This is a genomic window from Arachnia propionica (genome assembly GCF_003932785.1).
Classification (GTDB): Bacteria; Actinomycetota; Actinomycetes; order Propionibacteriales; family Propionibacteriaceae; genus Arachnia; species Arachnia propionica_B.
The window spans coordinates 1-26065 of record NZ_RQYT01000046.1 but is presented as its reverse complement, the minus strand read 5'-3'; the positions used below and the strand labels follow the sequence as shown (position 1 = coordinate 26065).

Here is a 26065-nt window from a genome sequence, read left to right as displayed (position 1 = left end):
AGTCTCCGGCGGGGTTTGAGTATCTGGTGCATGCCACTGGCGGCACGATGTGTCTCCGAACTCCGGAACCAGAACCCAGGGTGGAGGAGCCGCCCCCGCCATGGCTTGATCCGCCCGAACCCCCGGAGGCCAGGCCGGTGGAATCCGAGGCCTGGGAATGGGTCCAATACGCCCTGTGCTGAACACCCCTGCTCCCTCACCCATCTCCCGTTGGTCAAGCTGAGGGCGCAACGCGCCCGATTGTCGAGACCCGGTGAAGATCCCCTTCCCCCGCTGGTCGAGCCGGGACCTGGAACGTAGTGGAGGGGCCCGTGTCGAGACCCGGTGAGGGTCTGCAGGGACCGTTGCGGAGGTCTCGACACGGACGGCTCGCAAAGCTCGCGGTCCGGCTCGACCAGCGGGAGGTGGCGATCCGAGACCACAGCACCTCCGACAGCCGAGACCCGGACAGGATTCGCGGCAACCCTCGCGGAGGTCTCGACACGAGTCCTGCGGCCTCGGCTCGACCAGCGGAAGGTAGTGAGCTGAGAGCGCAACGCGCCCGATAGCCGAGACCCGGTGAAAATCCCCCTCCCCCGCTGGTCGAGCCGGGACCCGGAACGTAGTGGAGGGGCCCGTGTCGAGACCCGGTGAGGGTTCGCAGGGACTGTTGCGGTGGTCTCGACACGCTCGCTTCGCTTCGCGGCTCGACCAGCGGGCAAAAGGCGAGCCGGGACCCTCGCGGTGGTCTCGACACGGACGGCTCTGCCAACGGGGAAAGGTCGTACCGGAGCCGGGGAGAGGGTGTGTTCCCTCAGCCTCGCGACCATTCGGTGGCGCGGAAGAACTGGGTCGGTGTCGCGAGCCCCCACGGGGTGACGACCCCGACCCCCGGTGAGAGACGACCCGGCGTGATCCGCTGTGTCGACAGGGGGTCGTGGCTGCCCAGTCGCCAGAGTGTCAACGTGGACTCCGCCCAGGTGTAGAGGATGTCCTCACACACCGCTGCCCCTTCAGGTGACGGCTTCCCGGGGGAACGATTCGCATCGTGGAGTGGCTCCGGGGCACCCGGCACCCAGACCCGGAAGGGGGTGCCGGAGCTGAGGTGGACGATGGCCGGATACGGGGAGGAGATCGTGGGCAACTCCGGCAGCTGCACCGTCGGATCCTGCATCGTGACCCTCTTCCCGGAGTCCACATGGAATGCGACGTGAGCAGCCCCCCACAGGTGCTCCGGCATGGTCAGGTGAACCCAGCCGCCGAGCACCGTCGGTTCCCGCTGAGCGACCTGGAACCGTCGACCGTCAGCCAGTAGGACCAGTTCCTTGCCGAGATGGGAGGCGGAGGTGACGGCGAGTCCTTCACCCACCGCCGACACCGAGGTGAGCTGCGTCCTGACGTACAGGGCCCGGGCATCGAACTCCACGGACAGGTCAGCCGTGCTCAGCCTCAACCCGACCCAACCGCCCGCCGCGGGGTCGTCGTCGCGGCCGGGAGCAGCCGCCAGGAGCAGGGAACCGCCGTCCGTGGACAGCGACATGGTCGCGTGCCGGAGCCGCTCGACCTTGAGGGCATCGCTGACAGTGGTGCTCGCGACGAGAGAGCCGTCGCTCAGCCGAATCTTGAACAACATCGCCGGGCAGTACTTGTGGCCGTAGACCGATTCGGGGCGTCCGGTGAACTGGCCGGGTTCGAGGGGGAACAGGCCGACGACGAGGTAGGCGTGGGTGTCATCCAGGACGGCGGGACCCCTCACGATGCTTGTCAAGGCCTTGTCCTCGTGATTCACCTGTGGTCCCTGCCCCCGCAACGCCACCTGCTTCGTGGTCCAGGTGCCGTCGTCCTCGAGCAACAGCGCCCAGGTGGTGGGTCCCGTCACGTTCACCACCACGGCCGTCCAGCCCTCGGTGAAGGTGCCGTCCGCGTCCGGGACCGGAGCCATCGCCGTCAGGTACCGGTCCCGGACCGCCGTGATCTCGACCGTCGCCCTCCCCTCGGGCCACGCAGGGGAGTCCGCGAAGGCCGTCGGATGCCCCTCAGGTGTGGGGGCGTCGACGGGGGAGCGGAGACCCGAGGTGCATCCGGTGGCGCTGACGACGGCCAGGCCGGTGAGGCTGAGAAAATGACGGCGGTACATGGCTCTCCTCACGATCGCACCCATTCAGTGGCGGGCATGAACACCTCATCCGTCGCAACGCCCCATGCGCTGACAGCGAGGGCCAGGCCGTGCGCCCCCCACGGGGTGGCGTCGATCAACTCCCCCGTGGTCATGGACTGCAGGACCAGTGTGTCGTCGTGTGGCTGCGAGGCGTCGTGGTAGATGACGTCCCGGAACCGGGCCACCATCGACGGAATCGGCAGGCGGTTCCCGCTCCAGCTGAGGGCCGGGGCAGCGACTCCCGGGATCCATGCCGACGCCTGGGGCTCCCTGCTGTCCGGGGCGTAGGCGAAGAGGAGAGGATCCCGGGTCCAGATGGCGGGGCGGCCCAGATCGTGGAGGAGACCGCGGTTCAGGTCCGAAAGCGCAGTGTCCTCATCGGTGCCCAGATTCCTGAGCACGAAGCTGTTCTCGGCCAGGTTGAGGTAGCAGCTGTCCCCCACGACGTGGGGCAGCTGGGATCGGGGCATGGGTACCACCCGCCCATTCGCCAGGACGACGAGACTGTCCCCCGCCGTCTCGTCCAGGACGTGCAGGGCGTCACCCTCGACGCTCACCTTGCTGGCCGTGTCAGGGATGGCGGTACTGGCGTCGAACTGGACGGCCAGGTCAGCCGACGCGACCCGCACACCGAAACAGTGTGGGGGCTGATGACGTCCCTGAGGGTCCGCCCCCGCCACGAGGAGCGTTGCACCGTCCGCACTGAGACTGAGGGACAACCACCACCGGGTGGTGTCGGGGAACCCCTCGTGGAGGCTCAGGGATGCGGTGACGGCACCGTCGCCGAGAGCGATCTTCAGCAGGTGCAGGTCGGCGTGGTCCTTCTCGGGGTTCTCGTGCGTGTGGTGGGGGTGGGCCACGACGACGTAGGCGTGGTCGTCGTCCATGACCGCCCGGACCAGGATGAGTTCGGGACCGAACTCATCGATCTGCGCCTTGTCAGTCAAGGAACCGGGGTCCACCTCGTGGGTCGTGAAGGTTCCCCCTGCGCCGAGTACGGCCAAGGTGGTGGGACCGGTGAGGTCCACCACGACGGGCAGGGAGCGGGGTTGCTGGTCGTCGTCCGCCGACAGGAACACCGCTCCGCACAGGTGGTGTCGGTGGAGCGCATGGATGCTGGCCCGCTGGCCGGAGGTCGGCCACACCGGTGTCCCTGCGAAGGCCCGAGGAACGGCATCCGGGGTGGGCGGGGCGGACGGTGGTGGTGCCACCGTCGGCAGGGGTGGCTCCGGTGGGATCACCGGCCGGGGCCCTGGCCCCGGGCTGCACGCGGGCAGCGTCAGGGCGGCGGAGGCGAGCAGGAAACTACGGCGTCGCACGATCTTCTCCGTGGCTGGGGAGGACGGGGGTCCCGGTGACGGGTGTCATGGTAGCCATTCAGTGGCCCTCACGAATCGGGGCGAGTCGGTGTTGGCCATGTTGCTGACGATGCCCCACCGCGTGACGGCTCCCACGCCGGAGCCAAGGAGGCCATGGGGCAGCGTTCGTTCGGCGAGCACCTCGCCCGAATCGAGCTGTTGCAGCTTCAGGTGGGTGTGCCTGCCGTCGTCGCGCCAGGTGTAGAGGATGTCGTTGAACACCGCGACCCCCGCGGGGAAGGACTGTTCCCGCGCGATGAGGTCGACGCTCGGTTCCGTGGCCCCGGGGCGCCACACCTGGAGGTGCTGTCCCTCCGAGAAGTCGATGATGATCCGGTTCCCGGAGAAGAATCGGGGCTGCGGAGGAAGCTCCCGGGCCCCGGCCATCTCGACGCGCCGTCGGAGGCCGGCGTGGTTGGCGATGAGGGTCTGCGCATGCGCGCCCCGGGACTCGAACCGGTAGGTCCAACCGTCCAGGACCATGCCGTTGTCGTGCTGGGTGGTCTGCCGGTGCCCATCGGCCAAGGCGATCAGTTCGGTGCTCTCCGGGAAGTCGAAAGTGACCAGAACCCCTTGCCCGGCGCAGGACACTGAGTGGGGCTCACGGCCGGACAACAGGGTCCGGGCATCGAACTCGACGCCGAGGTCGGTGGTGCTGAGCCGCAACCCGATCCAGCTGTCGTCCTGTCCGACTGGGTCGGCGCACGCCAGCAGGAGGGAGTTGCCGTCCTCGGTGAAGGACAGGGCCGCCCGTTCGAGGGCGCGGAGACGGGTCCGATCGCTGATCGTGGTGGTAGCGACGACGGAGCCGTCGCTCAGCCGGACCTTCAGCAGGACCACCGGGGCGGCCGAGTTGTGGGTCCCGGTCGATCCGTCGAACAAAACCCCGACGACGATGTAGGCGTGGGTGTCGTCGATGGCGGCGGGGCCGGGGACGAGCGTCGTGGGGGCGTTCCCGGAGCCGGGCTCATCCTTCACGGTCACCCTGCGGGTGGTCCAGGTGCCGTCGTCGTCGATGAGCAGTGCCCTCGTGGTGACACCGGTCACGTTCACGATGATGGGCACCCAGCCGAGGCGGAACAGCCGCTCCGCCTCCGACACGTGAGCCCAGCCGACGAGGTGTCGGTCCCTGACGGCGGTGATCTCGGTCCGTGCCCGGTTTGCGGGCCACGCCGGGGAGTGAGTGAAACCAACCGGGGCAGGCTCAGCGGAGGCGGCATCGTGGTGTGGGGTGCAGCCGGTGGCTCCCAGGACGGTGCCGCCTGCGATGGTGGCGGTGAGGGTGAACAGGTCGCGGCGTCGCATGGTGCTTCCCATCATCAGAACCAGTCGTCGGCGGGGATGAAGCGTTCGGCCGTGGCGATGCCCCAGGAGTTCACGGCCAGACCTCCTTCGCGCCACCGGATGGGAGTCGTGCCGAGGATGTCCCCTGACCTGAGCGAACGAAGGACCAGTTCGTCCTCAGTCCGGCTATCCGTGATGTACAGGACGTCCCCGAACACGGCGTGGCCGGGGACGTCAGCGCGCTCGTCCACGGACCAGCGGAGCAGGGGGGAGGCCTCACCGACCCGCCACGCGGACATCGGGAGGTGCACGTCCTCCGAATCCTTCCCGGCCAGGACGAACTGGCGGGACCACACCCTCGGGTAGGCCAAGGAGTGTGCAGGGAACCCCAGGCCCCGGTCAGGGAACCCGAACAGGGCCGTGTCCTCGCCGGTGGTGAGGTCCCGCAGCACCACCGGGCCCGAATCGGACTCCTGACGGTAGTGCCAGTGACCGACGACGAACGTGTGGGTGCCGCCGGGAGCGGGAAGGCTCTGCCCGTCGGTCAGCAGCACCAGACTGTCCGGGGGTGTCCTGCGGCGGGTCTCGAGGGCGTCGCCCACGGCGATGAAGGGCGCGTCGGGCAGGTCGTGGACATCGAACTGCACGGACAGGTCACTCTTGTCGAGCCGCAGCCCGATCACGTCGCCCGGCGCACTCGACGACACGAGGAGGCTGGCGCCGTCGTCGGAGAGGTTGAGGTGAATGGTGGGGAGCCAGACCATGTGTTGGGACTCACCGACCGTCGTCGAGGCGGTGATGGTGCCGTCGTCGAGCGCGATCTTGAGCAGGTGGATGACAGCGTGCTCCTTGGGAGCGTGGAGGGCGGTGAGGGGGCGAGCGACGATGACGTAGGCGTGGTCGTCGTCGAGGACGGCGGGGCCCGTGGCGAGAACCGTGCCGATCTCAGGACCCTCGTGTGAGGGATGCCGGTACTTCTGGAGGAGCTCGAGTTCGATCTCTCGGGTGGTGAAGGTGCCGACCCCGTCGGCTTGTATGACGCGGGTGGTGTGGGCTCGGAGGTCCACCACGACGGGGTAGGAGAGCGCATCCTGGTCGCCTCGCAACACGGCGCCGCACAGGTGATGCCCGTGGAGGGCGGTGATCCGGGTCTCCACCTTGATGCCGGGCCACGAGGCCGACATCCTGAAGGACCTCGGGACGGCCTCCGGACCGGGCGGGGCCAGCGGGGGTGGCGGTGTCTGCGTCGGGAGGGTGGGGGCCGGTGCGATGGATGGCCGGGGTGCCGGGCCGGACGCTGGGCTGCACGCGGGCAGCGTCAGGGCGGCGGAGGCGAGGAGAAAACTGCGACGTCGCATGGCTTCCTTCACGATCCGAATTCTAGGAGGCGACGGGTTCAGCTGGGCGCGGCCGTCGGCGACGGGGTGGGTTCCTCCGGTGTGTCGAGCCAGTGGGTGGCCAGGAAGAAGTTGGACCTCGTCGCCAGGCCCCAGCGACTCACCGCCTGCACCTCGTACGCGTCGGGGTACGGCTCCTCGGTGTTGGCGACCGGTTCGGCCGAACCGACCTGGCGGATCTCCAACCGCCCCGGCAGAGGATCCTGGAAGCGGATGTAGACGTGGTCCTGGAGGGACGCCGCCGCCCAGGGGGCCAGGTCCACATGGTCCTGCCACCGGTACCGCGGTTCCGCCTCCCCCGGCTCCCACACGGACAACAACTTTCGGCGTCCCAGGCCGATGAGCAGCCGCTGATCGGAGGAGACCACCGGCCAGCGGGGAACATCGAAGTCGGTGCCGGGCAGTTCGCCGCTCTCGCCCGAGGCCAGGTCGATGACGTACCGCGAGTGCTGCTCCCCGCTTTCGCCATGGGTGACCTGCCTCAGGTACGCCCAGTCGCCGACGACAAGGGCCGCCGTGATCTCGAATCGGGTGTTCTCATGGTTGACGATGGTGTGGCGGTGCCCCGTCACCAGCGAGAGAACCTCGAGGCGGCTGGGTTCCGACGACGAGACGACGATGCCCTGGCCTGCGGCCGTCACCTCCTCCACCTCTTGGAGATGGACAAGGTGACGCGGTTCGAACTCGACGGTGAGGTCCGACGCGTTGATCCGCATCCCGATCCATTTCGGTCGGCCGTGGACGAGGCCCCTGCGGCCCGAACCGGCCAGGAGCAGGGAGGCGCGGTCCGGGGAGAGGGACAGGTGCAGGTTCTCCGCCAGGTCCTTCTCCGGGTAGTGGTCGTGCACCGTCAAGGATCCGACGACCGCGCCGTCGGTGAGACGGATCTTCAGCAACACCACCGGCCAGTCCTTGTCCGATTCCGGAATGTGGGCCGAGGGGGTTGACGTGGCCTCCGGCGCCGGAGCGTCGACGCCGACGCAGATGTAGGCGTGCTCGCCGTCGATGACCGCGGGGCCCGGCAGGAGGGCGGTCAACTCCGTTCGGGGCTCGCGTGCCCGATGTTCACCGCCGACCGTCACCTGCTTCGTGATCCAGGCGCCGTTCGCGTCGACGAGGACGGCCCGGGTGGTGTCCGTCGCGACATCGACGATCACCGGAACCTGGCCTCCGGCGAACAGATCGCGGGCCTCGTCCACGGGGGCCGTGGCGGTGAGGTGTCGACCGCTCAGGGCGGTGATGCGGCTGGAGGCCTTCTCCTGACCCCTGGGCCATGACGAGCGGGCCGTGAATCGGGTGGGGATCTGTGCGGACGTCGGGATCTCCCGTGGGCTGGGGATCTCCCGTGGGGTGGGGCTCTCCACGGGGTCCGATGCCGTGGTGCCGCATCCGGCGACCGCGAGGGCCGAGGCCGTGGCGAGGAACGTGCGGCGACGCAGCGGGCGGTTGTGGATCATCGCATCTCGATTCTGTTGGGTCATGCGAACCAGTCGGTGGCGGGGAGAACGACACCACCCGTCGACACGCCCCAGGCGGTGACGCCGATGTCGCCGCCGCGAACGATGCGTGGCAGCGTCGCGAGCACCTCACCGGTGTCGAGGGCGCGGAGGGTCAGGGCGGCGCGATCATGCTCCGGATGCCCGGAGTACAGGACGTCGCCGTACACGACCGCCCCGGAGGGAACGGGCTGCTCCTCCTCCGTCCACTGAAGCCTCGGCGCCGTCGTCCCCGGGGTCCAGGCCGTCAGGCTCTTTACCTTGGAGTCGGAGGAGATGTCGACGTGGGTGGTCCGTTCGGTCCACAGGGGCGGTTGGGGGAATGGCTTGCTGGTTGAGGTGAGGAACTCTCCGGGGAGCGTGGATATTCCGGTGACCTCGTGCTCCTCGCCGGTGGTCAGGTTGCGTGTGTTCATCCCCTGCCGGGTTGAGCTGAGGAGCCATTCCTCGAGGACCACGGTGGCCTCCCCGACGTCGTCCAGCCGGGTGCCGTCGTGCAGCATGATGAGGGACCAGTGGTCGGTGACGATGTTCACGGCGCCCCCCGCCGCGTGCGCCGTCCTGATCGGGAGTCCCAGCTGGGAGAGGTCGAACTGGATGCTGAGGTCGGAGACCGCGAGCCGCATCCCGATGATCCTCGGGCGGCTCCCGGTGTAGTCCGTCGCCGCGACGAGAAGGCTGGAGCGGTCCGGTGAGAAGGACAGGAACATCTCCGTGTGGTGGTGGATCGGGAAGTTCTCCGCCAGTTCGGTGGTCGCCTCGACCTGACCGTCCGCGAGGCGAACCTTGACCAGATGAACGCTGCTCCCCTCCTCGCGGGGATCCGCATCGGAACTCGGACGGGCGGCCACCACCAAGTGGGCCGCGGTGTCGTCGAGGACCGCAGGGCCGCACTGCAGCACAGGTCCCGGTTCCGGGTGATCGTCGTCCTTGTTGAGCAGGGAGACGAGATCCGTCTGCTGGGTGGTGAAGCCCCCATCGGGATTCAGCGACAGCAACCACGTGGTGGGTCCGGTCAGGTCGACGACGGCGGGGAGGAACGGCGTCGCCTCCGGGGAGTGCCGGCGGGAGGTGCTGTGGGCGACCGCGCCGCACAGGTGGTGCCGGTGCATCGCGGTGATCCGCGTGGCGATGTCGACGCTCGGCCACAACGGGGTGGGGGAGAACGCGCGAGGCACTGCATCCGGTCCGGGCGGCGACGGGATCGTCACCGCCAGGCTGGGGGAACTGGACGGTACGGGTGCGATGGAGGGGTGGGGCGCAGCCGCGGGGCTGCACCCTTGCAGGGACAGTGCGGCGGAGGCGAGGAGAAAACTGCGACGTCGCATGGCTTCCTTCCTGTCAGTGGCTGGGGTCAGTCGAGCCAGCGGGTGGCGGGGATGAACCCCCGGCCTGTCACGATGCCCCATCGGGTCACCGCCGTCACCTTGTCGAAGAGGCCTTTCTGGTACTCGATCGTGGCCACCGGTGTCGTCGAGTCGAACGGGAGCACCTTCAGTACCGATTTGCCGTCCTGCCTCCCCTGGGCGAAGAAGTGCTCGCCAAGGATGGCGACGGATTCCACGGTGAGGGCCTCGGAGCTCGGCCATGTGGCCTGCGGCTCGGCGGCGCCGAGGGGCCACACCGCCAACCGGTACGGCAGGTCGGCATCGAGGAGGAAGGAACGATCCGTGAAGACGCTCGGCCAGACCGGAAAATCTGGATCCGCGTCGGGAATGTCGGTTCGCTCCCCGGTGGCCATGTTGACGATGTAGCGGTGGAGGTCCTGTTGTCCGTTCTTGCCGTGATTCTCCAGGAGATACACCCAGTCGCCGACGACGAGGGCCTCCTCGCCGCTCGGGTGGCCCACGGCGGGGCTTTCATGGCGGTAGCGCTGCTCCGTGAGTAGGGAGATCACCTCTGGATGCTCGCCCCACGTATACGCGAACAGCAGGCCCTGGCCGGCGGGGATCACCGACCTTGCCAGGTCCGTCCCGTGGAGGACGTGCGCGTCGTATTCGATCTCCAGATCCGAGCAGCGCAGCCGCAACCCCACCCAGCCCGCGCCCTTGTCCCGGGCCTCGGATCCGTATCTCCCACCCGCAAGCAGCAGCGAACTCCGGTCCGCGGTGAAGGACAGGTGGACCCGCCCCGCGAAGGGGCCTTGCGCGAAACGATCGCTGGCCGTCCGGGAGGCGACCACCGCCCCGTCGCTGAGCCGGAGCTTGAGCACCACGAGGTGGCCGAGCGCGTCGAGGCTCTGTCCCTTCATCACGGGCTCCTGCTGAGGGAAGTCCCAGAGGATGACCCCCACGCACAGATAGGCGTACTCGTCGTCGATGACCGCCGGGCCCTCCACGAGAGTGGTGAGCGCGGTCGCGGCGGGTTTCTTCCTCTCCAGACCGGATGTCGGTTTCACGACCCGGGTCACCCAGGCGCCGGAGTCGTCGGTGAGGACGGCGCGGGTGATCCCACCCGTCAGGTCCACGAGTACCGGGACCCAGCCGCTGACGAAGGTGCCCGCCGCATCCGCAACGGTGGTCATGCCGACGAGGTGACGCTCCCGCATCGCGGTGACGGCGAAGTAGGTGTTGTTGCCCGGCCACACGGCGTGGTCGGCGAACTCAACCGGGATCTCCCCCGGGGTGGGGGGTTGCAGAGCGTCGTGGAAGCTGGAGCTGCAGCCGGTGACGGCGGACCCGGCGAGGGCCGTCGCGGCGATCAGGAGGTCGCGGCGACGCAGCGAACGCTGCCGGAACAGTGTGGTCATGGTCGCGCTCCTCATCGTGGGATCCACTCGTTCGCGGGCAGGAACACTCCACCGGCCACGAGCCCCCAGGCCGAGACACCCCAGTTGCCGTACGAGGGGACGGAGGCAGCGGTGGCGATGACCTCGCCGGTGTCGAGGGAGCGGAGTGTCACGGCACCGTCGTCGTGCTGGTGATGCCCGGAGAACAGGACGTTGCCGAAGACGGTGGCGAGGGAGGGCAGCGGTCTCTCATCGGCCGTCCACGGGACCACCGCGGTCGGATTTCCGGGCGTCCACACGACGCAACGTGGCGACAGGAGGAGGCTGTGCATCGAGACGAAGGACGAGCGTTCCGTCCAAGGGGTGAAGTCGCCGAAGGGCAGGATGTCATCGGGCACGAGCCCCGAGACCTGCTGCTCCTCGCCGGTGGTGAGGTTCCGCTGGAACACCAGGTCCGTGTCCTTCTGGTTGTACAGACACCACTCGCCGACGACGAACCGACCAGCCATCGAGGTGACGTCGACCTCGGCGCCGTTGGCCAGGAGAATCATGGGGTGTGTGGTGCCCTCGGAGAGGAACCGGATCGCGGCGCCATACTGCCACATTCTCCGTGAGCCCGGGGGCCTCACGTCGCGGGCGTCGAACTCGACGGAGAGATCCTTGGCGCTCAACCGGAAGCCGAAGAAGTCGGTCTCCCTGTTGGTCAGTTGGTCCGACCGGGATGCCACGAGCAGGCTCGACCGGTCGGGTGAGAAGGAGAGGGTGATCCGGGCTTCTCTGTACGGATAGTAGAGGTCCTCCATGAGGATGGCGGAGGCCTCGACCTGGCCGTCGGAGTGGCGCACCTTGACCAGGTGGGCGGCCACGTAGTCCTTGGGCTTCTCCTTGGGGGTGTAGACCGTTAGATAGGCCGCCTCGTCGTCGATCACCGCCGGGCCGCAGAACAGGAGCTTCCCGAACTCCGGCTGGTCCTTCGACAGGCCGGCCTCGATGGCGGCGAGGTCGGCCTCCGCGGTGCTGAACTCCCCTTGGTCATCCAGCATCAGGATCCGGGTGCGGTGGGTGTTGAGGTCCACCACCGCGGGGAACTCCAGCGGATCGTTCATGTCGGCCCTCCGCAGCAGCGTGGCGCACAGATGGTCCCGGTGCAGGGCCGTGATGGATCGGCTGACCCGCCTTTTCGGCCACTCGCTGGCCTGCGCGAAGGACTTCGGGACGGCATCGGGCGACGGTGGCTGCGGCGCCGAGAAGGAGGGGCTCACCGACGGTGGTGGCGTACCCAGCGACGGCCGGGCACCGGAGGAACCAGAGCAGGCCTGCAGGGAGAGGGCGGCACCGGCGAGCAGGAGGTCACGACGTCTCATGGAGCTTTCCTGGGAGGCACCCGATGACCGTCATCGGGGCGTCAAGGCTGATCTTATGGGGCCGGGGGGTCAGTGATGGATGCTGAGGTCCGAGGGGATGGCGAAGGTGGCCTGGGCGCGACGCACCCCCTGCAGCCGGTGCTTCGGCAGCACCTCGGCGAGGAAGGTGTAGTCACGCAGGATGTGACTGGCCTTCAGGTCCCCCTCCTCGGCCCGTTTCGAGATGCACTGGTACCAGTCGCTGATGTCTCCCCAGCCGGGGGCGGCCAGGGAGCCGCCGAACTGCTGGACCGCCAGTGAGGAACACAGCGACGCGAAACGCAGCCGCTGTTCGAGGGGCCACCCGGCGAGGGTGCCCATGACGATGGCGGAGGCGAACACGTCCCCGGCGCCCGTCGCATCGATGGCCTGGACCGCCACGGCCGGACAGTAGGCCTCCTCCCCGGTGGACTGGTCGATGGCATAGGAGCCGCTGGCGCCGTCGGTGACGATGGCGAGCGGGACGAGGTCGGCGAGTTTCCGCACCGCCCGCGCGGGCGAGTCGGTGCGGGTGTAGCCCATCGCCTCCACCGCGTTCGGGGTGAAGCCGTGGCAGTGCTCGAGGGGGCGCAGCGTCGCCTGGTCCCAATGTCCCGTCTCGTCGTATCCGATGTCGGCGAACAGGATGGTGCCGCGTCGGGTCAGCGTCGGCCACCAGAACGTCTCGCCACCCAGGTCGAGGACGGCGGCCCGTGCCTCAGGGGCGCTGAGGATCCACCGGTGAAGGGGCTCCGGCGTGTCGTGCATGTGGGTGACCATGGCTCGGTCACCGTCGACGGTCATGGCGACGGTGATGGCGGAGTGGAACGACTCGAAACGCGGCGACGAGCTGAGGTCGATGCCCTCGCACTGGCTGAGCATGTCCCACATCCAATCGGCGTAGGCGTCGTCGCCGAACCCGGCGACCAGCCCGGTCCGCAGCCCCAGCCGGGCCAGTGCCGTCGACAGGTTCGCGATCCCGCCCGGGCACGAGCCCATGCCGAGCGCCATGCGTTCCTCACCGGGTATCGGCATCCGGTCCAGGCCCGAGAAGATGAGGTCGAAGAAGACGGTCCCGGTGCTCAACACGTCGAGCGGCGGATCGTTGTCGGTGCGGATGCCGGCCAGGGGATCGAATGTGTTCTGGCTCATGGTGCCCCTTCCGAATCGCGCCTGAGAACGGGTGTCATCGGCAGTGTATCGAGGCGTGGATGACGGGAGGCGGTGGGGTTGGGACAGTGTTGCGTTCACACGATCTCTTGGCGGCGGTGTTTCGGTACACAGGCGGCGGTGATGTGCCCGGTAGCTGAACTACGCCTCCTCCGAGTTGCCCTCATCGTCGATGCTCATCGGGAGATGGTCTGCGGGATCGGGGTCTGCCCGGGTGTAGATGACATCGCTGTCGAGATTCGACTGTGACGTCCGATCGGCAGCGGATGGATCCTGCTTCTGGTAGATCCCTGCGTTCAGCCCCGTCACGTAGTACTGGGAGGCAAGTTTCCCGGGGAGATTGCTCGGCGTCAGGTAGAGCAGGTACTCCTCACCTTTGGTCAAAATTTCCGTTGGTGCGCCCTGAGCTACTGATCCGGTCTGACGGACCATGATCGTTCGTGCAGGAGTCCCCTTGATGGTCCGAAGAACATTGAACTGGGTGATCGTGAAATCCAGATCGGGGTCCAGGTCTCGCGCCACGGTCTGGGATTCGGCAACCCCTATCACGATGAGTGCGCTGTCCTTGATCAACTCGTCCTGTGAGGAGTAGGTCTTGGTCCGAGTCGCTGAGACGTGACGTTCCTCAGGTGCCTCGGGAGTGCAGCCTGTGCTGAGCAGGAGGGCTGTGATCATGATGGCTGGAATGGTTCGTGAAATGCCTCGCACTGTCATCCCCTTTCAGTACAGGTTTCTGTACCCGGCGATCTCGTCACTGGTGAGGGATCGGACCCCATTTCTGTAGGCCTCAGAGGCGCTCGTGTACATGACGCGTTTCTTGGAGTTCACATGGCCAAGCCCGAAGACGTGGGAAAGTTCGTGAAGCCACACGACCTTGATCTGTCCCGAGGGTGCTCCTGCGAGATAGGTTTCGTTGACCCGCGAGTTGGCACCAGTGACCTTCCCCGAGCGGCAACTCCAAGAAGAAATTCCCTCCCAGCCAGACGAGCCGTAGCTACCGTCCCAAGCCCACCACAAGGCACCCTCGTAAGTGGTGTTGAGGGTGACTGGTGTCCGGGCATTGATGTTGGACCGTGCGCTGTAAAGGGCGCTGTTGTAGGTGCCATGGACGTTTCGGGTGGAAATGGTGGGTGATTTCGTTCCCCAACGGCAGCCGGTGGTCGTGTACCCGTGAGAGGTGGGCGAGCCTGCCCAGAGGATCGAGGCAGTGGTCAATATCAAGATCAAGAGGTATGTCGTTTTTTTAGCACTCGATGTCTCCTTTGATTCCGGGTGCCGGTGACGTTGATCATAGCGGAGAGGCTTGGGCAGTGTCAAGTGGAAGGAACTCCAGAGTGCTCCGCCCACCAGCATCACGATGGCCTGCAGCGCGATCCACCCGACGACGAGGCGCAGGGTGAGACGACGGTGCGGCGCGGAGTCGTCGGTGAGCAGGACGGCGAGCAACGCAACGAGCGACAGCAGCAAGGAGATCGGCAACGCTGGGATGAGGGCGACGACGCTGCCCGCGAGTGGACCCCATCCCCACCATGGGGAGCGAAGGCGCCGAGATCTGGCGGGTACTACGAGTTGTGCCACGGTCTCCCTCCTTTGTGGAGTCACCATCGGAGGAGTGGTTTCGTGGTTTCCCTTCCCCATCCTATGGCCGGTGCTCCGTCTCCGCTGGTCGAGCTGAACCCGGGCCGGGGGCGGGTGTCAGCGGACGAAGACCGGGACCTCGGCCGTGGAGCGGGCCTCGTCGAGGGTGTAGCCGTCCTCGGCGAAGTCGAGCAGGGCCGACGCGGAGCGGAGGCGGTTGCGGATCAGCCAGGCCGCCATCGTGCCCCGGGCCCGCTTGGCGTGGAAGCTGACGACGCGCGGCACCCCGTCCTTGTTGCGGTCCTCGAAGCGCGGCGAGACGACCTTGGTCCCCAGCCGCTCCACGTCGACCGCGCCGAAGTACTCCTGAGAGGCCAGGTTCACCAGCACCGTCGCGCCCGGTGAGGCGGCCAGGTCCTCGGCGAGGAGGTCGGTGATCCGGGTGCCCCACCACTCGTGGAGGTTCTTCCCGCGCTCCGTCCCCAGCCGGGTTCCCATCTCCAGGCGGTGCGGCTGGATGAGGTCCAGCGGCCGCAGCAGCCCGTACAGCCCCGACAGGATCCGCAGCGACTTCTGGGCCTCGGTGAAGTCGCGCTGCGTGAACGTCGCCGCCTGCAACCCCTGGTAGACGTCGCCCGCGAAGGTCAGCACGGCCGGACGGGAGTTGTCGGGGGTGTGCTCGACGTCGAACTCCCGGTAGCGGGTGACGTTCAGGGTGGCGAGATCGTCGGAGATCCGCATCAGATCGGCGATCTCCTCCGGCGACTTCGTGCGCAGCACCTCGATCAGCCCGGCCGACTCGGCGACCAGGCGGGGCTGAGTGTGGGTGCGGGTGGGCAGCTCCGAGGTGAGGTCGAGGGACTTGGCGGGGGAGATCACGGTGAGCATGGATCATTGATAGGCAGCCGATGAGTCGGAGTCAAGGAGGCCCGCTGTTTCTGGTCCCGGACGAATCGTCGAACTGGTCCGGGTGCGGAGGCCCTCCAGTGGTTACCCTGAAGCCGTGACGGGGTGCCCAACGGAGGGTGCGCCGTGTGGGAGAGGACCGAGATGAGAACACGATCATGGGTGACGGGCATGGCTGCGGCGGCGCTGCTGCTGACCTCCTGCGGTGGAGGAGGTCAGGCGGCTCCCGGCCAGAGCGCCGTACCCTCGTCCAGCAGTGCAGCACCGACGGGCGGGTCGACCGCGCCGTCGTCGGCATCGCCGTCGGGGTGTCCGGAACTGTCCGCTGATCCCGGCTGGTACGGCGAGAACCGGGAGCGGCTCAACGCGATGATCCGGGAGCTCGGCACCTGCGGTGGCGGCCCCGGTGACGTCACCACGGGTGCCCCGCTGGCCCTGTTCGACTGGGACAACACCGTCGTCAAGAACGACATCGGCGACGCGACCACCTACTGGATGCTGGCCAACGGCAAGGTGCTGCAACCCGCCGACTGGGCCACGGTCAGTCCGTGGCTGACGCCGGCCGCCGTGCAGGCACTCACGACCGCCTGCGGGGGACTGGCGGAGCCCGGGCAACCCCTGCCCACGAACACCGACGCGGGCCGGACCTGCGCCGATGAGATCCTGGAGATCTATTCCGACGGTGAGACCAAGGGTGAGGCGGATGCCTTCGCCGGGTACAACGCCCGACGTGTTGAACCCCAGTACGCCTTCGCCGTCCAACTGCTCGCCGGGTACACCGACGCCGAGATCATGGAGTTCGCCAAGCAGGCGAGGGACCAGAACCTCAAGGCCGCCCAGGGCGCCGAGCAGATCGTGGGCGGCGACGATGTGACGGGATGGGTCCGCTACTACGACCAGATCACCAACCTCATCGAGGTCATGCGGAGCAACGGTTTCGACGTCCGCATCGTCTCCGCCTCCGCGGAACCCGTCGTGCGGGTCTGGGCGGAACCGCTCGGCCTGGAGGCCGACAAGGTGATGGGGGTCACCGTGCAGTACGACGGGGACAAGCGCACCAGCACCCTCACACCGTGTGGCGGTGATGAGGCCGCCATGACCTACATCGAAGGGAAGCGGTGCCGCGTCAACGAGCAGATCTTCGGCATCACCGGCCCCGACGCCTTCCAGGTCGCCCCTGACGACAGGAGGCCGGCTTTCGGCGCGGGCGACTCCGACACCGACGTCTCCTTCATGACCGACGCGACGGGACTGCGGCTGGCGATCAACCGGAACAAGACGGAACTGATGTGCCACGCCTACGACAACGAGGACGGCAAGTGGCTCATCAACCCGATGTTCATCGATCCCGAGGATCGCGAGGACGACCCCTACCGCTGCTCCACCGCCGGTGAGATCCTCCCCGACGGTGGCAGGGGTCCGCTGAAGGACACCGCCGGCAACCTGATCGAGGACCAGCAGGACACGATCCACGGCTGAACTTGACGACCTTGCGTCATCTGAGAAGTCGTTTCCAAGAGAGTGCGCGGACAGGAGCATCCACTGCGGTCGCCCCAGTGACCCCCGGGCTGTGTTGTCATCCTCGAACGCACGGTCCAGTGCGCTCACCGTCGTCCGTCTTGCCAGGAGGCCACCGTGTCGGTCCTCGTGACGATCCCCTATCCGCGCACCCTCCAGGCCGGGTGTCGTTGCTGGCAGGGTTGGGTGGAGCGGGGAGAACTCGTCGGTCCCAGTCAAGTGGATCGCGGAAAGAACGGATCGAAGTACCACTTGTTGACCGACTCCCACGGCATCCCGTTGGAAGTGATCCTCTCAGCTGGCAACACCCATGACTCCAAACAGTTCGAGCCGCTGCTGGACCAGGCTCTGGCGATCAAGACACCCGGGCCGGGCAGGCGACGTCGGCGCCCCGAGAAACTACTTGCTGACAAGGGATATGACTACGCACGGTGTCGTCGTCACCTCCGCCGGCTCGGGATCAAGCCTCGTATCGCGCGCCGGGGTGTGGACAGTTCCCAACGTCTGGACCGTCACCGATGGGTCATCGAACGCAGCATCGCCTGGCTGGTGACCTTCCGGCGTCTTGACCGTCGTTGGGACCGCACCGCCACGACCACCAACGCCCTCCTCACCCTCGCCGCGGCCTACACCACCATGCGATTCCTCATACAAACACGCCAACAGTTATGAAACCACCTCTAAATGAGGAAGTGCTCACGGGAGCATGGCGGTTGAAGAGGTCCGTCAAAAGAGGTCACCGTGAGACCGCAGTAGATGCGTCCGCCGTGCCTCCGTAAGTCAGCTGCTAGTGTCCGATTCCATGGTCCCTTGAGCTCGTACAGTGATGCACCATGGACCAAGCTCCTGCATGGCTCAGCGAATGCAATCCACCGCGACATTCCTGGCCAGACGGCGTTCATAGGCAAGCGACGCAAGGCTGTCTGCCCAGCCAGTCTGTAGGCGTTATTCACGGGGCCTGGGCGGCTGTTTGTTTCCGTGGCAGAGTCGCCTTCTTCACCGTTGGTCGAGCCGGGTCCGGAGCCTGCGGAGGGCCCGTGTCGAGACCTCCGCGGGATTCCCGATCAGCTCGAGTTCCTGCACCGTTTGCCAGGGGTCTCGACACGGACGGCGCGCTGGCGCGCACGGTCCGGCTCGACCAGCGGAGAAGAAGGTCGTGAATAACGCCTTGTTTACTGTTTCGGGTGTGGAGAAAGGGGAGGTGAGGCGTCGCGCAGTAGCTGGATGGGACAGGAACCTCAGCGTTCTCAGGGGACTGTGAGGAGTTCAGGATCCCGGCGATGCCTTTCATGCCGGGTGGTCCGCTGGAGTCGGCTGCTTGGATGACGCAAGTTTCGGTGCGGAAGCCCTGCGAACCGCTTCTCCATGAACTAGGCTCAAGGGTATGTCAGTCATCATCCAAGCGGCGAGGATGAGTAAGACGTTTGTCCTCGGCAAGCAGGTATCCCGTGTACTGGACGAAGTCGACCTGAGTATCACCCAGGGTGACTTCGCCGTGGTGATGGGTCCATCCGGAGCGGGCAAGTCGACGTTACTTCACGCGCTCTCCGGCATGGACCATGTCTCGGGGGGATCGATTTTCTTCAGCGGAGTGGACATTACCGACCTCAATGAGAGGAGTATGGCCCGATTTCGCAGAGATCATTGCGGATTTGTTTTTCAGCAGATTCATCTGCTTGATTCCCTTTCGGTGATGGACAACCTCATGGCGATCGGTTTGTTGGGGTCGAGGAAGCGAAAATCGGTGGTCGAGCGAGCTGAGATGTTGCTTGCAAAAGTGGGGATCGATACAGGCAGCTTCTCGAAGACTCCCAGCATGTTGTCCGGCGGGGAGGCGCAACGCGTTGCCATCGCACGCGCGCTCATGAATTCGCCGACCGTCTGCTTCGCTGACGAGCCGACCGGTCAGTTGAACTCGGAGAATGCAAGGCGTGTTCTGGATCTTTTCAGCGAGATCAATCTTGAGGGGCAGACCATCGTCATGGTCACCCATGACTTCCGGTCTGCTCTACGTGGAAACCGAGTCATATACCTGAAGGATGGTGGTGTGGCAGGCGAGTTGAATCTGGAGACCTATTCGGCTGAAGCTGAATCTCGAATCCAACAATTGCGCGACTTTTTGAAATCGCACGGATGGTGATGAGGATGCTTGCTGGGCTGATCTTGGCGCGTCGCAATCTTCGCAAACGCTTCGGGCAACTCTCCGTTCTTTTCCTGCTGTTGACCCTGACCTCGGGTCTGATCTATTCGGCGCTTCTGGTCATCTTCACGTATGGCTCCCATTTCGATCGCCTTGCCACGGAGACCAAGGCGCAATCGGCTTACCGGGTGGTGTGGCCGGAACAGGCTGATGTGGCTGAGAACTCCATCGCGCAGGATGCGCGGGTGCAGGGCCATGAGCTGGTTGCCGTGAAAGGTGGAAGAGGGAGTATCAGGTTCGGGTCGCATGACTTTGACGGGCTCATCTTGCTTCAAGATCGTGATGAGGAGGCTCAGTTTGGCCATCCCAGGAAAGTCCGTGAGGCCCCGACAAGTTATGAGAGCCCGGTCTGGGTTCCGCTGAGTTTTGAGACCCAGGGCGGGTACGAGCTTGGTGATGAGATCAAGGTTGATTTCAGTGAAAGGGAGTACGTATTTCAGATCCAGGGATTCGTCGAGGTTGTTCACGGCGGATCTGGGTCATTTTTTCTCTGGATCGGTGGGGAGCAGTTTCGTCAACTGGAAGGGTTGACGGAACTGCGAATCGTGCAGGCGGTTGGTGCCGACAGCATCGAGGTGGACCGTGCTCTGGAGGAGGCCTTGGATGGGGCTGGTCTTGCTTGGAACAACCTTCAAGACGTCAAGGAGAATCTGCTGATCGGAGCCCGTCTCGTTGCCGCCCTGATGGTCGGTCTGGCGGTGCTTCTTGTCGGCATCAGTTTTGTTTTGGCTCGATTTGTCATGAAGAGTCTCATTCTTGAGGATTCTGCCGCGATCGGTGTGCTCCGAGCGTCCGGCTACACCTCGGGGATGGTGATGAGGCAGTTGTCTTTCAGCTATGTGCTGCTGGCCTTCGTCGCGGCGGTCGCGGGGATGTTGGGATCCATAGCTCTTTTCGGTCGTTTGGAAAGTCTCCTTTCCAGCCAGAGTGGCCTGAACTGGAAGGGGGCTATTGTTCCATGGCTGGTGGGCGTGGTATTGCTTTCGACGGTTGTCATCTTTGCGTTCACCGCGATGGGAGCTGCCATCGGTTTGCGGCGTGTTGGCGTCGTTGAACTTCTGCGGGGGAGGGGTCGCCTGAATGTTCGTCGGTGGCGAGGTGGATCCCGCTTGAGCAGGAGCCTCTTGCCCCTGTCGATGGCCATGGGTTTCAGAATGGCCAGACAGCATGTGGCGCAGAATATCGTTGTCGGTGTCACTGCAGTGACCCTCTCCTTCTCGGCGGCTTTCATCCTGTGCCTGGCGACTGGCGTCTCGGACCGTGAGAACGTGTTGAATCGGATCAACGGCGATCTTCCGGATGTCAGGATGGCCCTGAATGAGTCAGTCGACATGGCTGATATTCAAAAGTCCGTCTTGTCGATGAGCGGTGTCTCCAATGTTCTACTGACCCACTCTGAGGTGCAGGAGACTGATTCTGGACGGATTCTGTTCCAAGTGACTGAGGATCCGGGTGACTATCGGTTCAATCCTGTTTATGAAGGGGACTTGCCAAGAGAAGCTGATGAGATAGTTGTAGGCCATGGTTTGGCGGCGAAAGAGGGGCTTCGGCCCGGTGATATCCATACTGTTTCGCTTGGAGGGGTGACCTCCAACTACCGTGTTACAGGGATTGCGACGGGAATGCGGTTCGCCGGAGTTTTCGTGATTTTGACAGGCGATGCGTACCGTCGGCTTCAACCTGAGTTCCAGTACTCTTCGCTGTCGGTGTACTTGGTTGATCCAGCCGAGAGTGGTAAGTACATCGGTGAACTGTCGAATGTTTTCAAGGAAAAGATTCGTACTCTGATCGATGTCAGGAGTGGTATCGAGGTAGAGTTGTCGACCTATCTTGACCGCCTCCCCGCCTTGGTGTTCGGCATGGTCATTCTTGCCATGTTCATGGTGGCGCTGGTGATTGTACTGATCGTGTCCGCAATGATTTCTAAACTGCGTCTTGAGCTGGGGGTGAAGAAGGCGTTGGGGTTCACTCAGGGGAACCTCATGAAGCAGGTGGAGTTTGCTTTTCTTCCAGTCGTTTTCGGATCGACCTTGCTGGGTACGGGCTTGGCAGTCGTGTTGGCCAGTCCACTGTTTGAGTTTTTGTTGGGGCTGACGGGAATCAGGGGTTTTCCGCTGAATCCTCCGGTTCCGTGGATAGCGTTTTTGGGTGCCGGGATCTGTGGTTTCGCGTGGCTCGTGACCTGGGCGGTGGGACAGCGGATGCGTGGCATAGTTCCACGAGAATTGCTCACGGAATAGGAGTGAGGGCGGAGAGAAGAATTCACGGCGGCCACTCGACTGTGGTGTCTGCCGCGAAGGCGTGAACCGCTGGCATCCTCAGCGTGCGCGTCGCAAGGGGCCACCTTGATGACCCCCGCGACTATCCGCCCTCCGGCGAACCCTCTAATCCGTCGGATGCTGGCCCTGGAGATTGGCCGCTGCCGCGAGGAGGGTCCGTGCGCTGACCGCGAGACCCTCCTCCTGGCCGAGCGAGGCGTCCTCGTGCTCGATGGTGATGTTGAGGTCCGGGTTGACGGCCTGCAATGCCTTGAGGAACCGCGTCCAGTACTCGACGTCGTGCCCGTTTCCGACGGCGACGAACCGCCACGCCGGGTCCTCGGGCCAGGCGTTGCACCAGAAACCGATCCCCGTTGGCACCTTGCCGGGATCCTCGGCCGGGACCCGGGTGAACGAGGTGTCCAACACGCCCCGGTAGCTCGCACCGGGGAAGATCTTCGTGTCCTTGGCATGGACGTGGCCGATGTGGCGTCCCAGCCGTGCGATGACGTCGATGGGCTCCATCTGCTGCCAGAACAGGTGCGAGGGGTCCAGGTTGACGTGGATGTTCGTCGTTCCCGCCTCCGCGATGAACCGCTCGAAGGTCGGGGTGTTGAACACGACGTTGTGCGGGTGCAGCTCCCAGCACACCTTCACGCCTCGATCCGCGGCGAACCGGTCCACCTCCTGCCAGAACGGCACGAGCACCGACCACTGGTAGTCGAGGATGTCCATGTCGACGCCGTTCCACGGGTTGACCACCCACGACGGATACTTCGCGTCCGGGTCGGAGCCGGGGCAGCCGGACATCGTCACGATCTCCGCGACCCCGAGCTTCGCGGCCAGGTCGATCGCCTTGTGGACGTCCTCGGCGTGCTTCGGGCCGACGCCTGGCAGCGGCGACAGCGGATTGCCCGACGCGTTGAGCCCCGCCAGCGTCATGCCCCGGGAGGAGAACTTCTCCAGGTAGGCGACGCGGGCCTTCTCGTTGGTGAGCAGCAGGTCGACGTGGGCGTGCGGGCTGGGGATGAACCCGCCGACGTTGACCTCGGCCCCGGTGAGGCCGTTGGCGGCGAGGATGTCGAGGACCTCGTCGAGGTCACGGTCCTGGAGGCAGGCGGTGTAGGCGCCGTAGGTGAAGGCCATGATGGTTTCTCTCTCATTCGATGGTGATGGCGGCGCCGCCAGCGGCGGCGGAGCGGGCGATGGCGTCGGCGATCCGCATCTCGCGGTGGCCGTCGGCGAACGACGCGCAGGGCGGCAGCGCGCCGTCGGTGACCCCCGCCACCTGCTGCAGGAACGCGTGGGCCTGGTAGGTGAACTGCTCGATCTGGGTGAACCCGACCCCTTGGAAGGCCATCGACGATCCGTCGGCGAAGTACGGGAAGGTCGGCCCGACGAGCACCTGGCGTGGCCCGCCGAGGCCGGCGGGGGAGGTCGAGTCGGTGAGGGTGATCTCCCCGGCCCGGGCCATGTCGAAGTCGGCGCGGCCGCGGGTGCCGATGACCTCGAAGCGCAGCGAGTTGGGGGTGCCGTGGGCGACGCGGGAGACGGAGAACGTCCCGACGACCCCGGAGGCGAAGCGGGCGGTGAATGTGGCGACGTCGTCGTTGGTGACGGCGACGAGCTCCTGCGTCTCCTCCGCGTCGGCGGTGACACCGCGGCCACCCATGACGACCCCACTGGGGCGGGGGCGGTGGTCGATGACGGTGGCGAGGATGGCGCCGCTGACCGAGGCGATGGGGCCGCACACCAGCTCGGCGACGTCGATGAGGTGGGAGCCGACGTCCCCGAGCGCCCCGGAGCCCATGGGCCCGGTGTAGCGCCAGGCGATGGGGGTGCGGGGGTCGGCGCCGTAGTCACAGAAGTAGGAACCGTTGAAGTGGCTGACCGTGCCGAGGGAGCCGTCCTTCGCCAGCTCGGCGATGCGCGCGATGCCCGGGTTGCGGCGGTAGCAGTAGCCGAGCCCGGTCACGACGTCGTGGCCGGCCTCCAGTTCGGCCATGGCGGCTGCGTCCTCGAGGGTGTCGGCGAGTGGCTTCTCGCACAGGACGTGCTTGCCGGAGCGGACCAGGGCCTCGGCCATCTCCCGGTGGAGGGAGTTCGCGACGACGATGGAGACGATGTCGATGCTGTCATCGGCGACGATGTCGCGCCAGTCGGCGGTGGCGTGCTCATAGCCGTACGCCTTCGCCGCGGACTCGGCGAAGGGCAGGTGCTGGTCGGCGATCGTGGCCAGGCGGAGGCGGGGCAGGTCGGAGTCGTAGATGGTGTTGACCTGGCGCCAGGCGTTGGCATGGGTGCGCCCGGCCATGCCGGCTCCGATGACGGCAACCGAGAGGGTCTGGGTCATGGTGTCCTTCTCTCGACGGTGAGGGTGGCACCATCGTGCACCCTCCTGCTCGGCATGTGCAAGGGATGTGTGCACAAACGATGAGATGCGTTCCAAGCATGTCAGGAGCCGTTCGGTCGTGCCTGAGGATTCCGTGGAAGGGGTGGCATGTCAGCAATCCGGTGGTATTGTTAGGACAAAGCCTCGGGCTGAACAACCTTCGAGAGGACATCCATGCCCACCATCTCCCACTGGATCGACGGCGCTCCCTATGAGGGGAAGCCGGACCACACCATTCCCGTAGAGAACCCGGCCACCGGCAAGGTCACCGCAGAGCTGCTGTCGGCCAGCAAGGCCGACCTCGACCACGCCGTCGCCTCTTCCGCCAAGGCGCAGAAGGAATGGGCCAAGTACTCGCTGGCCAAGCGCACCGCCATCATGTTCAAGATGCGTGAGCTGGTGCTCGCCAACCAGGACGAGCTGGCCCGCGCCATCGTCGACGAGCACGGCAAGGACTACTCCGACGCCATCGGTGAGATCCAGCGCGGCCGCGAGACCCTGGACTTCGCCTGCGGCATCGCCGCCGCGCTGAAGGGCGAGTACTCCTTCGACATCTCCAGCGGTGTGGACATCCACACCATCCGCCAGCCGGTCGGTGTCGTGGCGGGCATCTGCCCCTTCAACTTCCCCGTCATGGTGCCGATGTGGATGCACCCCATCGCCATCGCCACCGGCAACTCGTTCCTGCTCAAGCCCGCGTCGCCGACGCCCACCGCGTCACTCATCATCGCCCGCCTCTACAAGGAGGCCGGCCTGCCCGACGGCGTGTTCAACGTCCTGGCGGGTGACCGTCAGCTGGTCTCCGACATCCTCACCCATCCGGGCATCAACGCGATCTCCTTCGTCGGGTCCACCCCCGTCGCGCACGTCGTCCAGGACACGGGTGTCGCGCACGGCAAGCGCGTGCACGCGCTGGGCGGCGCCAACAACCATGCCATCGTCATGCCCGACGCCGACCTCGAGTTCGCCGCGCAGCACATCTCCGCCGCCGCCTTCGGCGCCGCGGGTGAGCGCTGCATGGCGCTGCCGGTGGTCGTCGCCGTCGGCGGGATCGGTGACAAGCTCGCGGAGCTCGTCGCCGCGAATGGCGCGAAGATCAAGGTCGGCTACGGCCTCGACGAGGGCGTCCAGATGGGGCCCGTCATCACCGCGAAGGCCCGGGACCGCATCGTCGGCCTCATCGACGACGGCGAGGCCCGCGGCGCGAAGGTGGTCCTCGATGGCCGTGGCCTCAAGGTCGACGGGTACGAGGACGGCTTCTGGGTCGGCCCGACGGTGCTGACGAAGGTGCCGCTCGATGCGCCGGTGTACAAGGAGGAGGTCTTCGGGCCGGTGCTGTGCATCGTCGAGGCCGAGAACTACGCCGAGGCCATCGAGATCGTCAACGCCTCCGAGTTCGGCAACGGCGCAGCCATCTTCACCAACGACGGTGGCTACGCGCGCCGTTTCCAGCTCGACGTGGAGGCCGGCATGGTCGGTGTCAACGTGCCGATCCCGACCCCGGTGGCCTACTACTCCTTCGGTGGCTGGAAGGAGTCGCTGCTCGGCGACACCCACATCCACGGCCCGGAGGGCGTCCACTTCTACACCCGCGCCAAGGCCATCACCAGCCGTTGGCCCTCGGAGTCCGGCGCCTACGCCGCGACGATGAGCTTCCAGCGCGAGGAGTGACAACTCGGGCCCCGGTGAGAACCGGGGCCCGCCGTCGTTTGGAAGGTTCGCGATGGTGACTGCAGGTGTTTTCCGGAGACTGACTGCTTGGAAGTTAGAGGGTGCGCGGATAGGGGGATCGTGACGAGGATCGTCACGGTGGCCCCTTGGCGAGGCGGACGACGAAGAGCGCACTGGATCGTGCGTTCGAGGAGGACAACACAGCCGGGGGCAACGGGGCGACCGCAGTAGATTCACCTATCCGCGCACCCTCTTAGGGCGTTATTCACGAGGGCTATTTGTGCGTCTAAAGAAATCCCTTGATGGGGCATCGAATGCTTCACGAGAGAATGGGAGGGTTATTCAGGGGCTTGAAATCGGCATCATGGGACACGCCGTAAATTAAGCAGAAAGGGGCGGCTCGTTCCGATAGGATAAATCTTGGAAACAAATCCGAGAGGAGCGAGCTGCCACATGTACAATAGCACAGGCGTCACCATCGACCAATTCCATGCCCTGTTTGAACCGTCCTGGGTTTGGTTCCGATCCAGTTGAAGGAGAATTGGAACATGCCCAAGAAGTACAGCCCGGAGTTGCGTGAGCGCGCGGTC

Annotated in this window: 19 protein-coding genes and 1 pseudogene; 6 read left to right on the top strand and 14 right to left on the bottom strand. The window is 65.8% G+C overall.

What is annotated here, in order from left to right; translation table 11 throughout:
* Positions 1–182 (top strand): hypothetical protein (locus EII35_RS16270; RefSeq protein WP_221739763.1); only part of this gene is annotated, 182 nt, incomplete at its 5' end.
* A gap of 611 nt (positions 183–793) precedes the next feature.
* On the opposite strand, the gene EII35_RS13630 is transcribed toward EII35_RS16270, so the two are convergent.
* The 12 genes from EII35_RS13630 to yaaA form a co-directional block, all read right to left on the bottom strand.
* Positions 794–2116, bottom strand: a complete 1323-nt coding sequence (locus EII35_RS13630; protein WP_125229015.1) for a hypothetical protein — start codon at positions 2114–2116, stop codon at positions 794–796.
* 8 nt (positions 2117–2124) lie between these two features.
* Positions 2125–3456, bottom strand: a complete 1332-nt coding sequence (locus tag EII35_RS13625) for a hypothetical protein (protein ID WP_125229014.1) — start codon at positions 3454–3456, stop codon at positions 2125–2127.
* 45 nt (positions 3457–3501) lie between these two features.
* Positions 3502–4815: a hypothetical protein gene (locus tag EII35_RS13620; protein WP_125229013.1), complete on the bottom strand. Its 1314-nt coding sequence runs from the start codon at positions 4813–4815 to the stop codon at positions 3502–3504.
* Positions 4815–6149 carry a hypothetical protein gene (locus EII35_RS13615; protein WP_125229012.1) on the bottom strand — a complete coding sequence of 445 codons (1335 nt, stop codon included), beginning with the start codon at positions 6147–6149 and terminating at the stop codon, positions 4815–4817. The genes EII35_RS13620 and EII35_RS13615 overlap by 1 nt, the downstream gene beginning before the upstream one ends.
* 26 nt (positions 6150–6175) lie before the next feature.
* A complete protein-coding gene (locus EII35_RS13610) occupies positions 6176–7633 on the bottom strand; it encodes a hypothetical protein (protein WP_125229011.1) in 1458 nt (485 codons plus the stop codon).
* Between the two features lie 20 nt (positions 7634–7653).
* Positions 7654–9000 carry a hypothetical protein gene (locus EII35_RS13605; protein ID WP_125229010.1) on the bottom strand — a complete coding sequence of 449 codons (1347 nt, stop codon included), beginning with the start codon at positions 8998–9000 and terminating at the stop codon, positions 7654–7656.
* Positions 9001–9026: 26 nt separating this feature from the next.
* The gene (locus EII35_RS13600) at positions 9027–10421 is read right to left on the bottom strand and encodes a hypothetical protein (RefSeq protein WP_125229009.1); all 1395 of its coding nucleotides are present in this window, start codon (positions 10419–10421) and stop codon (positions 9027–9029) included.
* A gap of 11 nt (positions 10422–10432) precedes the next feature.
* Positions 10433–11764: a hypothetical protein gene (locus EII35_RS13595; protein WP_125229008.1), complete on the bottom strand. Its 1332-nt coding sequence runs from the start codon at positions 11762–11764 to the stop codon at positions 10433–10435.
* 69 nt (positions 11765–11833) lie between these two features.
* Complete coding sequence (locus tag EII35_RS13590) at positions 11834–12934, bottom strand: carbohydrate kinase family protein (RefSeq protein ID WP_125229007.1); 1101 nt, start codon at positions 12932–12934, stop codon at positions 11834–11836.
* A gap of 159 nt (positions 12935–13093) precedes the next feature.
* Positions 13094–13627, bottom strand: coding sequence for a hypothetical protein (locus EII35_RS13585; RefSeq protein WP_125229006.1), 534 nt, complete (start codon positions 13625–13627; stop codon positions 13094–13096).
* Between the two features lie 45 nt (positions 13628–13672).
* Positions 13673–14431 carry a matrixin family metalloprotease gene (locus EII35_RS13580; protein WP_185744347.1) on the bottom strand — a complete coding sequence of 253 codons (759 nt, stop codon included), beginning with the start codon at positions 14429–14431 and terminating at the stop codon, positions 13673–13675.
* Between the two features lie 216 nt (positions 14432–14647).
* A complete protein-coding gene (gene yaaA / locus EII35_RS13575) occupies positions 14648–15418 on the bottom strand; it encodes a peroxide stress protein YaaA (protein ID WP_125229004.1) in 771 nt (256 codons plus the stop codon).
* Between the two features lie 162 nt (positions 15419–15580).
* Here yaaA and EII35_RS13570 point away from each other — a divergent pair, with 162 nt between their 5' ends.
* From EII35_RS13570 to EII35_RS13555, 4 genes and pseudogenes are all read left to right on the top strand, one after another.
* Complete coding sequence (locus EII35_RS13570) at positions 15581–16915, top strand: haloacid dehalogenase-like hydrolase (protein ID WP_260465136.1); 1335 nt, start codon at positions 15581–15583, stop codon at positions 16913–16915.
* 234 nt (positions 16916–17149) lie between these two features.
* Positions 17150–17626 (top strand): annotated as a pseudogene (locus EII35_RS13565) (IS5 family transposase); the annotation flags it as partial.
* Positions 17627–18338: 712 nt separating this feature from the next.
* On the top strand, positions 18339–19094 hold the full coding sequence (locus tag EII35_RS13560) for an ABC transporter ATP-binding protein (RefSeq protein WP_125229002.1): 756 nt from the start codon (positions 18339–18341) through the stop codon (positions 19092–19094).
* 5 nt (positions 19095–19099) lie between these two features.
* Positions 19100–21394, top strand: a complete 2295-nt coding sequence (locus tag EII35_RS13555; RefSeq protein WP_185744345.1) for an ABC transporter permease — start codon at positions 19100–19102, stop codon at positions 21392–21394.
* A gap of 144 nt (positions 21395–21538) precedes the next feature.
* Here the strand turns inward: EII35_RS13555 and EII35_RS13550 are convergent, their stop codons facing one another.
* Both EII35_RS13550 and EII35_RS13545 read right to left on the bottom strand, forming a co-directional pair.
* Positions 21539–22558 (bottom strand): sugar phosphate isomerase/epimerase family protein, encoded by a 1020-nt coding sequence (locus EII35_RS13550; RefSeq protein ID WP_125229000.1) that lies wholly within the window; start codon positions 22556–22558, stop codon positions 21539–21541.
* A 13-nt stretch (positions 22559–22571) separates the two neighbouring features.
* A complete protein-coding gene (locus tag EII35_RS13545) occupies positions 22572–23765 on the bottom strand; it encodes a Gfo/Idh/MocA family protein (protein WP_125228999.1) in 1194 nt (397 codons plus the stop codon).
* 213 nt (positions 23766–23978) lie between these two features.
* On the opposite strand from EII35_RS13545, the gene EII35_RS13540 reads away from it, so the two are divergent.
* Positions 23979–25475: a CoA-acylating methylmalonate-semialdehyde dehydrogenase gene (locus EII35_RS13540; protein WP_125228998.1), complete on the top strand. Its 1497-nt coding sequence runs from the start codon at positions 23979–23981 to the stop codon at positions 25473–25475.
* The last annotated feature ends 590 nt before the right edge of the window (positions 25476–26065 follow it).